The organism is Endozoicomonas sp. PH6C (genome assembly GCF_059322965.1).
In genome coordinates, this window is record NZ_CP185342.1 from 3,613,731 (window position 1) to 3,623,998 (window position 10,268).

The 10,268-nt window shown below is 48.1% G+C and carries 7 protein-coding genes; 5 read left to right on the forward strand and 2 right to left on the reverse strand.

Annotation, left to right across the window (positions count from 1 at the left end; translation table 11 throughout):
- Positions 1-312: 312 nt before the first annotated feature.
- Positions 313-1,062, forward strand: coding sequence for a hypothetical protein (locus ACOMG9_RS13760; RefSeq protein ID WP_448217272.1), 750 nt, complete (start codon positions 313-315; stop codon positions 1,060-1,062).
- 89 nt (positions 1,063-1,151) lie between these two features.
- On the opposite strand, the gene uvrB is transcribed toward ACOMG9_RS13760, so the two are convergent.
- Positions 1,152-3,158 carry an excinuclease ABC subunit UvrB gene (uvrB, locus tag ACOMG9_RS13765; RefSeq protein ID WP_448217273.1) on the reverse strand — a complete coding sequence of 669 codons (2,007 nt, stop codon included), beginning with the start codon at positions 3,156-3,158 and terminating at the stop codon, positions 1,152-1,154.
- A 356-nt stretch (positions 3,159-3,514) separates the two neighbouring features.
- Between uvrB and ACOMG9_RS13770 the strand changes: the two genes are divergently transcribed.
- Entirely contained in the window at positions 3,515-4,663 is a 1,149-nt protein-coding gene (locus ACOMG9_RS13770) for a pyridoxal phosphate-dependent aminotransferase (RefSeq protein ID WP_422411159.1), read from the forward strand.
- A gap of 77 nt (positions 4,664-4,740) precedes the next feature.
- Positions 4,741-5,607: a DMT family transporter gene (locus ACOMG9_RS13775; protein WP_448217274.1), complete on the forward strand. Its 867-nt coding sequence runs from the start codon at positions 4,741-4,743 to the stop codon at positions 5,605-5,607.
- 27 nt (positions 5,608-5,634) lie between these two features.
- Here the strand turns inward: ACOMG9_RS13775 and ACOMG9_RS13780 are convergent, their stop codons facing one another.
- On the reverse strand, positions 5,635-7,242 hold the full coding sequence (locus ACOMG9_RS13780; protein WP_494528963.1) for a hypothetical protein: 1,608 nt from the start codon (positions 7,240-7,242) through the stop codon (positions 5,635-5,637).
- Positions 7,243-7,474: 232 nt separating this feature from the next.
- Here ACOMG9_RS13780 and ACOMG9_RS13785 point away from each other — a divergent pair, with 232 nt between their 5' ends.
- A complete protein-coding gene (locus ACOMG9_RS13785; RefSeq protein WP_494528964.1) occupies positions 7,475-9,079 on the forward strand; it encodes a peptide ABC transporter substrate-binding protein in 1,605 nt (534 codons plus the stop codon).
- Between the two features lie 119 nt (positions 9,080-9,198).
- The gene (locus tag ACOMG9_RS13790; RefSeq protein WP_448217277.1) at positions 9,199-10,245 is read left to right on the forward strand and encodes an alpha/beta hydrolase family protein; all 1,047 of its coding nucleotides are present in this window, start codon (positions 9,199-9,201) and stop codon (positions 10,243-10,245) included.
- Positions 10,246-10,268 lie beyond the last annotated feature (23 nt).

The following is a 10,268-nucleotide window of genomic DNA, read 5'->3' on the forward strand; positions in this document are numbered from 1 at the left end:
AAAGAAAATCAGGCGATTAGCTGAACATCAGCTTGGTTAAAATATGTACAAAACAGAGCATGGATATAGCTGAAAATCAGTCCAGATTTCTGTGCAAAAAACGTTCATTTTTTTGCCCTTTTACCGCCAGCAGGCAGTCGGTAATTTTTTTGAGGCGTCCCTTCGCATCATTCCCTGACCTGGTACTTTTGAACTATTTCTCATTTTTCAAGTCAAAGTATTATGTAGGTGAACTAATCATCCCTTCAGAAATATTAATTTTTATCCAGAAGGATATATTTTCGTATCAATTAACTGATTTAGGAGAGAAACATGTTACTAATTAATAAAAAACTTCGTTTAAAAACCGCCTTCTTATTTCTTTTTGTTTTTTCTTCAAGCATCGGCGCTATTAAAGCACGAGCATTTGACATTGAGGAAGAGAAAAGAAAAGCTCAAGCAAGTGGTTTTTTAGTCAAGGCTACTATCTTTCAGAGCACCACTACCACAGTGACGGAAAGCAAATCGGTTAATGGAAAACTAAAGAGCTTTAAACAAATAAAAAGTCACTCACACAATAGCAAGATCATTTCTGTAATCAATAGACCACAGAGCCTGACTCGTCATGATTTTTATGCCGGGGCTGGTCTATTGACTATCAGCTCTGACATTAAAAGTGGAAGTAATGAAATCAAGATTTCTTTGATGGGTGCTGACAAGGGGCAATATGTAACCTTGACACTTTTCAATCAGCCACACTATTTCCAGATAACTCAGACTGCATTTTCAAATCAGAAAAAAAGTACCAACAGCATCATCCCAATCAACAGAGGTGCAAGTGCCATTCACGGTAAAGCTCATTTAAGCTGGTCTGTCAGTGGCGCTACTAAACGATTCAATGTATATGTTGGTAATATTCAGCTGGCCAGCTTTGAGACCCCCAACTTCCCGGTAAAAGAAGTATTTATAGATAATGGTGGTGAGACGGTCAGAGCTGAATTACAAACTGTTTCAAACCACAATGGTCAACTGCTCGATACAATGGATATGGCTGAGGCTTTTTCTCACAATTTTATCCATTAATACCCGTCGCACCGGGCTTAATACCGGTGCGTCAGAACGCTGAACCCCACAGACAATCGCTGCTGGGCTGGCTTAGGAAGAGAGTCAATTCATTTCAATACCCGATCCCTGAGCCTGGCCACCTGATCACGGACAGCTGCCGCTTCTTCAAACTCCAGATTGCGGGCATGTTCCATCATCTTGTTTTCCAGCTTACTGATCTCTTTAGCCAGTTCCTGAGCCGACATCTCATGGTGATAGTCGGCTTTCGGCTCAGCAACCTTGCGACTGGGCTGCCCTTTCTTCTTGCCGGGAATGACTGCGCCTTCAAGAATATCCGCAACCGATTTATGGACACTCTTCGGGGTAATCCCGTGCTCTTCGTTGTAGGCAAGCTGTTTTTTTCGACGACGTTCGGTTTCATCAATCGCCCGCTGCATTGAGCCCGTGATTTTGTCGGCGTAGAGAATAGCCTTACCATTAATATTACGGGCTGCACGACCAATGGTCTGAATCAGAGAGCGATCAGAACGCAGGAAACCTTCCTTGTCGGCATCAAGAATAGCCACCAACGAAACTTCCGGCATATCGAGACCTTCTCTTAACAGGTTAATGCCTACCAGCACGTCAAACGTCCCTATCCGCAGATCACGAATGATCTCAACCCGCTCTACTGTATCGATACCAGAATGCAAATAGCGACAGCGAACACCGTTTTCATGGAGATAATCGGTTAAATCTTCCGCCATGCGCTTGGTCAGGGTCGTTACCAGAACCCTGTCGCCTTTAGCCACGGTTTTATTAAGCTCAGTCAACAGATCATCCACCTGGGTCGTGGCAGGACGAACTTCAATCTCCGGATCAACCAGCCCGGTGGGTCGAACCACCTGATCCACTATCTGTCCCTGATGTTCCGCTTCATAAGGACCGGGAGTCGCGGAAACAAAAATAGTTTGCGGGCGTCGTCCTTCCCACTCTTCAAACTTCAGGGGCCGGTTATCCAGCGCAGAAGGCAGTCTGAAGCCATACTCCACAAGGGTCTCCTTACGAGAACGGTCGCCTTTGTACATCCCACCCACCTGGGGCACCGTGACGTGTGATTCGTCAATCACACACAAGGCATTGTCAGGAATATAATCAAACAGTGTCGGTGGTGCTTCGCCGGGTTGAGTGCCTGAGAGATAGCGGGAATAGTTTTCGATACCCGTGCAGTAGCCCAGCTCCAGCATCATTTCCAGATCGTACTTGACCCTCTGCTCCAGACGCTGTGCTTCCACCAGCTTATTGTTATTTCTGAGCACTTCCAGACGTTCAACCATTTCGTCTTTGATAGCTTCTGTGGCTTCAATGATGGTCTGACGAGGTGTGACATAGTGAGTCTTGGGGTAAATAGTCACCCGGGGCAGTTTTCTGAGCACTTCGCCGGTCAGAGGATCAAATTCACTGATTTCCTCCACCTCTTCATCAAACAGCTCCAGCCTGATGGCTTCTTTTTCAGATTCTGCCGGGAAGATATCAATGACATCACCACGAACACGATAAGTAGCCCTTTTCAATTCTGTATCGTTGCGGGTATATTGCAGCTCGGCCAACCTGCGCAAAACCTCCCGCTGGTCAATCATTTCACCCCGGGAAATATGCAACATCATCTTCAGGTAAGATTTGGGATCACCCAGACCGTAAATCGCTGAAACCGTCGCAACAATAATGGCATCTTCCCTTTCCATCAACGCTTTAGTGGCCGAAAGTCTCATCTGCTCAATGTGCTCATTGACCGAGGCATCTTTCTCGATAAAGGTGTCCGAACTGGGCACGTATGCTTCAGGCTGGTAATAATCGTAGTAGGAAACAAAATACTCAACCGCATTGCCAGGGAAAAACTCCTTGAACTCGCCATACAGCTGGGCAGCCAGAGTCTTGTTATGGGCCATAACAATAGCGGGTCTTTGCAGCTTTTCAATGACATTGGCAATGGTGAAGGTTTTCCCTGAACCGGTCACCCCCAGCAATGTCTGGCAGGCCAGTCCCGAATGAATGCCGGACAGCAGCTTTTCAATGGCTTCAGGCTGATCTCCGGAAGGCTGAAATTTTGATGATACCTTGAATGTCTTTCCCATACGTATCCACTGGCAGAAGCGCTTAAATTATTTGTTGATTATAAACAGCCCAGGACAGGAAATGCAGCCAGAGAACACTGCACTTAATCAGGAAAAGCAACCACCATCGGTGTGTCGCAAAAATGTAATCAGACTTCCGTTTTCAGATGGCGCAGTGAAGAGGGCTTGTGTATGATGCGCATTGCTGATGCGTGATTCCCTGACAAGTCAGCTTGTCAACCTTATAAGATTCGCACCGGAATCAGTATCAGTCAGGACACAGGCTAAGCATTGCGCCAGATTGTCTGACTTTATACGGGTTTGAAAAACGATTAACGAGGAACATCGTGACTGGTCAACCTTCCCACCGCGTTCAGATGGTCAAACCATCACCTACCATGGCAGTCACTGCCCGAGCCGCTGAACTTCGCGCCGCCGGACACGACATTATTGGCCTGGGTGCCGGTGAACCCGACTTCGATACCCCTGATCACATCAAGGCTGCTGCGATCAGGGCCATTAACGAAGGAAAAACCAAGTACACTGCCGTTGACGGTACTGTAGAACTGAAACAGGCCATTATCGATAAGTTCAGGCGCGACAATGGTCACGAATATGCGCCAGACCAGATTCTGGTTTCCTCCGGTGGTAAACAGAGCTTCTTCAATCTCTGTCTGGCACTGATCAATAAGGGTGATGAGGTCGTTATTCCTGCCCCTTACTGGGTTTCCTACCCGGATATGGTCACTATTGCTGAAGGTGTCCCGGTGATCGTCAAGGGCAGCCTTGAGAACCGTTTCAAACTGACTCCGGAGCTTCTGGAATCGGCCATTACAACAAAAACCAGGCTGGTAGTTCTGAACAGCCCCTCCAACCCGTCCGGTACAGCCTACACCCGCAAAGAGCTGGAAGGTCTGGCCGCTGTTCTGCTGAAACACCCCCATGTTATGGTGGCTACTGATGATATGTACGAGCACATCCTCTGGAGTGATGAGCCTTTCTGCAACATCCTGATGGCCTGCCCGGAACTGTACGACAGAACAATTGTTCTGAACGGTGTATCCAAGGCTTACTCCATGACCGGATGGCGTATTGGTTATGCCGGTGGACCCGCCTGGCTGATCAAAAACATGAAAAAGATTCAGTCACAGAGTACCTCGAACCCCTGCTCTGTTGCCCAGGCTGCGGCGACTGAAGCTCTGGCCGGTTCACAGGAGTGTGTAAAAGAGATGCTGGTCTCTTTCAAAAAGCGTCATGACTATGTCGTAGGTCGTCTGAAGAAGCTGCCTGGTGTTACCACCATTGAAAGCGACGGTACTTTCTATACCTTCCCTGATTTCAGCGAAGCCATGCAGAAGCTGGGCTTTGAAAAAGACACCCAACTGGCAGAGATGCTCCTGGAAAAAGGCGTTGCCCTGGTACCGGGCTCAGCCTTTGGCATGGAAGGCTGTATGCGTCTATCCTACGCCACCAGTGATGAAGCCCTGGAAAAAGCCCTGGATCGAATGGAAGCAGCACTCAGTTGATCTTTCTCGTCATCCCAGCCAGCATTCTTTCCGAATGCTGGTCGTAGAATTACCTTTCGCCGCAATTACCTCTTGAAATGAAAACCATTCTGTTAACGAGCCTGGCCCTCATAGCATTCGCGGGAAATTCCATTCTGTGCAGATTGGCTTTGGGTGATAACGAGATTGACGCCGTTAGCTTTACGTGGATTCGATTACTTAGCGGCGTTTTGGTATTGCTGCTGATACTCAAGTTATCCCGATTCAATTGCGTTTCAACATCAAAAGGGAGCTGGAAAGCTTCCTTCATGTTATTTCTTTACGCCATCGCCTTTTCTTTTGCCTACCTCTCTCTGAATACGGGAACAGGGGCATTAATCTTGTTCGCTTCGGTACAAATTACGATTATTGTTGCTGAGCTTGTTACAGGAAAAAAACTTTTACCTGTTGAGTGGCTGGGTGCTTTTATTGCATTTCTGGGTTTTGTTTATCTGGTGATACCCGGTTTGTCCACGCCATCACTGACGGGATTTATCCTGATGACTTTCTCCGGCGTAGCCTGGGGCTTCTATACGCTTGCTGGCAGGAGCTCACAAAATCCGCTGGCAGACACCACTTATAATTTTGTTCGTACGCTACCATTTGTATTGATTTTGGGGCTTGTATCCATTCAGGAGAGCCGCTTGTCCACCGAAGGTGTCATATTGGCAGTGGTATCTGGTGGCGTCACATCGGGAATTGGTTACATGATCTGGTATATCGCGCTGGCGGGGCTTTCTGGCACACAATCGGCTGTCGTGCAGTTGCTCGTTCCTGTTATTGCCGCAATAGGAGGTGTGTTGTTTACCAACGAGACCTTATCTATGAGACTTGTTCTGTCTTCACTGATGATACTCGGCGGTATCTTGACCTTGATTTCAGGAAAACACTTTTTTGTTCAGCGAGCCAACAACCAAACAAAGTAGCAGTGAAAACTCAATCACTTTTGATCGTTATTTCTTCACTTTACTTTTTTGGGAACCCTGGTCGACGTGCTGGTTCATATCAAAAGTCTTGTGTTTTCGATGTGCCCTTTTGTGGTCCAACAGGGCTTTTGTATTCTTGCAGATCTTTCCGCATGGCCAACGCTGACCACCCTCTCCGACCACTGTGTAGTAACAGGTTTGTTGCCCGCTGTGGTCAATTCTCTTGTGATCCGTCAGGGCTCCAGCATTCCTGCAGACCTTTGCACATGATTGCTGCTGGCCATTCTCACCGATCACGGTTACGTCACAGGTTCGTTTTCCACTGTGGATTTTGCTTCTGTGAGACCACAGAGCCTGAGGATTCTTGCCGACAAACGCGCATGACCGCTTCTGGCCATCTTCCGAGACCACAATCAGGTCACAGCTTGCTTGCTTGGTGTGTCCATTTCTTTTGTGGATCATCAGGTCTTGGGCATTCTTGCAGACTGCCCCGCATGGCCGCTGCTGGCTACCCTCCCCGGTCACCATCAAGTCACAGGTTTTTTGCCCGGTGTGGAATTTGTATTTGTGCGTCGCAAAAGATCGATTGTTCTTGAAGACTTTCTCGCAAGGCCGCAGCTGTCGACCCTTCCCGAGTATGGTCAATTTACAGATTCGTTGATTGCCATGGACTCTGGCTTTGTGAACCGACAGGGCTCCGGCATTCTTGAAGAAGGTTCCACATGGCTGCGACTGGTTATCCTCCCCGGTCACCATGACGTCACAGGTTTTTTCCCCGGTATGGCATTTGCTTTTGTGACACGATAGTCTTTTTTCGTTTTTACAGACCTTCCCGCATTGTCGCAGATGGCCATCCTTTTCGAAGACTATCACATTGCAGGCTAATCGCCCGGCAGTAGTGTTTATAGCGTCTGTCACTGTAGCTATTGAGGCTGAGGCGACCCCGTCTGAGGCGACCCCGTCTGAGGCGACCCCGTCCAGAGAGTTACATCGATAACAATGTCTCCTTGCCAAATGCTGGGAGAAGCTTTTTTCGGATGTTTTACCCGTTTTGTCTGTAGAACTTTCTTCACAATTCTGCACTTTACCATCGGTTGAACCGGAAGATTGTCTAAATCGACAAACGCCATTACAGGGGTGGACGAAACAATTTAAGCCCAAAGTATGTGAGTGTTGTTGTGGCTCTTCGTTACCTTTGCCAGAGTCAGAGTAGAGCAAATGGGTTAAATAGCCCAAAGGGTGGGTAGTGAACTGTATTGCCTGCTGGCCGGATGATTCTGGAGGTTGCCCCTGTGGTTGGTCCTGTTCAGAACCTGGCACCGTAATGGTGACCGCAAACGGGTGATTTTGAGACACTTCTTGTTGTTCAATCGGGTTAAACAGAGGTGAATCCCGGTTCCAAGAGCTTTTTAAAAGCCAGCCAACGATAGCTGCTTCTAGAGAATAGGGGATGGCGCTTAGAGGCTTGTCTTTGGGTGTCAGGATCAGTTCATAAGCAACCAGCAGATTCCTGACGTAAGGCCATTGCAAGGAGGTCGACTCAACGGGAGGGGTTTCCATCTCGTAACTGTCAGGTCTATCAAGCTCGACAATAAAACCCCCGTTCAACGGTTTGGCCAGGCAGATGACAGACAACGACAATAACAGCAGTATTGCAAAACGGGAGTGTTTAATAATTTTATCCTTGCCTTCTGATTTCCAGAGAGGAAGGATAGATCAATATAGAAGTCTGCCCAGTGGTTGAGCCTAGCCATCAAAAAAGCCTTTACCATGGAAAACCAGACGCATCTTTCTGACTTTTTTCGGCAGAAGCTTTATGAATAAGCTATACAGAAGATTCGTGTAGTTTTTTGATCTGACCTCCTAAATGTCCTTTATATTCAAGCCCCTTACATTCAGGGTTCGTGGCTGGCTGCATAGAACTCTCCTTGCCCTGCCCTGCTTCCTGTTGGCCTTCACTGCTTCCATGCAGGTTTTCTCTTTGCCCCTTGAGAGGGGTCTGCTGGCCAACCCAAAATCCCTGCACCCCCACTATTTTGGCGGCTCACCCAACGCCCAGGTGCTCAAGGATGTTTTTGAAGGGTTAATGGTGCAGAACAAAAACGGTGAACCCGTGCCCGGAGTGGCCAGCGATGTTGAACGCGCCCCTGACGGCACCCGATATACCTTTATCATCAGAAAAAATCTGAAATGGTCAGATGGCAGTGCCCTCACGGCTGAAGACTTTGCCCGCAGCTTCAGGGCACTGGCCGATCCTGAACGTCGAGCCACCTACCGCTGGTACTTGAAAGTCGCTAAAATAAAAGGAGCCGAGCAGGCTCTGAATGGCGATCTTGATGCCCTGGCGGTGAAGGCATACGACGATAAAGTCATTATCGAACTGGATCAGCCCACTCCTTATTTTCTGGACCTGATGACCTTTCCCAGCTTTCTGCCTGTCCATAAGAGTAATCTCAAGGGCGATACCTCAACCATTCCGGTCACCAACGGTCCCTTCAAAATTCGTCAAGTGATCCCTGAAACCCGTATAGAATTAAGCAGCAACCCCCATTATTTCCGTCATCTGGATACTGACCTGCAACGGGTCAATTACCAGATTATTCCATCCGTCCATCGTCAAATAGAACAATTTGAGAATCACGTACTGGATGTAACGGCTCAATTGCCAGCGCTGCATATTCAGGAATTGAAGAAAAAGCACCCTGTGTCTGTGTTTGAAGATCAGGTTCTTGCCACCGCCAGCCTGATGGTCAGCCCGAAGGTAACGGTCCTGCATAATTTAAAAGCAAGGCAGGCTCTATCGATGGCTATTGACAGGAATGCGCTGGTCAAGAAGATATACCCCCACAGTCATACCACACCAGCGTGCAGTTTTGTGCCTCCCCATACCCGGGGCTTCAACCCGGACCCGGCAAACTGCAAAAGGCTGCTCGATAATCCGGATCGCAAAGAACAGGCCATCAAGTTACTGGCTGAATCAGGCATTAAAGGAAGTGATATAAAACTAACTGTATTATCAAGCCCAAGGTACGATTCTCTGGATATTCTGCCGGAGATCTGTCATCAGATTAACAGCACTCTGGGCACATCCCTGAGCAGTAAGAGTGAGGATTGGGGTAGTTACCTCGAGCATATATCTATAGGAGACTACGAGCTGGCATGGTATGAGTGGTTAGCTGATTACAATGATGCCACGGCTTTTCTGATTCCTCTAACCGAAAGTCAATTCTTTGGCCCCTTCAGGGATCCAGCCTATCTCAGGGAACTTGCCCTGGCTGCAAGCAAGAAAACCGCTGTAGCCCGTTTACCGAACTATCAGAATGCCGAAGCTATTCTGGCCAGAGAATTACCACTGATTCCTGTCCTCCACCCTTCCCGGATAACACTCGTCAATCCTGATATTGGTGGCTTCTACGCCTCCAATCCGGAAGGCTGGGTTCAAAGCTGGCACCTGTACCGAATACTTGACTGACCCGCCGATAAAAAGCAGTGTTACCAGACTTTGAATACGCCCCCCTATACTGAGGAAAGACACTCTGCTTTGAGAGCTGAGTTGAAAAGTTTCACAACAGGCATAAGAATCAGATCATCATGGATAGATCAAGACTCGATACACAAGCGACTCAATTCAGGCCTATTTCTGAAAAACAGTTCGATAAGTCTCAGAAAACAGGTGTGTTTGGCCGGTGGAAAGTCAAACTTTCCAAGTCCATGGGCAAATATTCCCCCCAAAAAGCCACTCTTAAAAACGATGCCCCTGTGAAACTCGAGCAGCGGGAAATCAAAAAACTGGCCATGAACAGTAAACCGCCCACAGAACCCAGAGTTCTCAGATCTATGGCCATTGATGCTCAGTTGGCCGCTTATCCCTACCACCGATCGCTTGAGAAAATCAGCGAAGCCGGAGATATTCACAAACCAGAGAAAGAGGATTTTGCCGCTCAATGGCAACCTTCTGAGGATATCGCAAAACTGATTTCCGATGAGACAGGAGTGACCCTCAGCACCAAGGAACCCGGATTCCTGTATGACAAGAAAACAGGACTCACGGCTTACGTTCTTACCAATCCTGAACGTAAGGAAGTCCGTCTGGTGTTTGGCGGCACGACATCGGGACTGGCAGCAGGAGGGCTAATCGAACGTTCGAGAAAAAACATGCAGTTTTCAGGCAAGCAATGGCAAGCCAATCTCAAGAATCTCACGGGAAAAGGCATCCCTGACAGCTATAAACAAGCCAAAGCCCTGACCGCCAGTCTTATGAAAAATCTGCCTGCAACGCCTGAAGGCGAGCCTTTTTCTCTGAAACTCAATGGCCATTCCAAAGGAGGAGCCGAAGCAAGCTATGCAGCACTCTCCATGGTGCCTCCAGTCGAAGCGGTTTGCTTCTCAAGTGCGGAGCTGAGTCGTGCAGCTCTATCAGACATTCCCAGAGAAAATCTGGCCAGCGCCCACGAGAAGGTAACCCATTATAAGGTCAGCAAAGACCCGGTGACGCTTGCCGGAAAGTTTATCAGCGGTTTGTCCCATACCGGCAAAGTCATCACGCTTCCAGCCAAACATGCTTACGATTCGTTTCTGGATCGGCATGATAAGTTCACAAAACATATTGAGCATTACGCCAAAAATGAGTCCCACTGAACCTTTACGTTTGATTGAGAGGG

Coding starts and splice junctions, on each gene's coding strand:
- uvrB (WP_448217273.1), bottom strand. CDS start 3,158: ATGGGAAAGACATTCAAGGTATCATCAAAATTTCAGCCTTCCGGAGAT.
- ACOMG9_RS13775 (WP_448217274.1), top strand. CDS start 4,741: ATGAAAACCATTCTGTTAACGAGCCTGGCCCTCATAGCATTCGCGGGA.
- ACOMG9_RS13770 (WP_422411159.1), top strand. CDS start 3,515: ATGGTCAAACCATCACCTACCATGGCAGTCACTGCCCGAGCCGCTGAA.
- ACOMG9_RS13760 (WP_448217272.1), top strand. CDS start 313: ATGTTACTAATTAATAAAAAACTTCGTTTAAAAACCGCCTTCTTATTT.
- ACOMG9_RS13785 (WP_494528964.1), top strand. CDS start 7,475: ATGTCCTTTATATTCAAGCCCCTTACATTCAGGGTTCGTGGCTGGCTG.
- ACOMG9_RS13790 (WP_448217277.1), top strand. CDS start 9,199: ATGGATAGATCAAGACTCGATACACAAGCGACTCAATTCAGGCCTATT.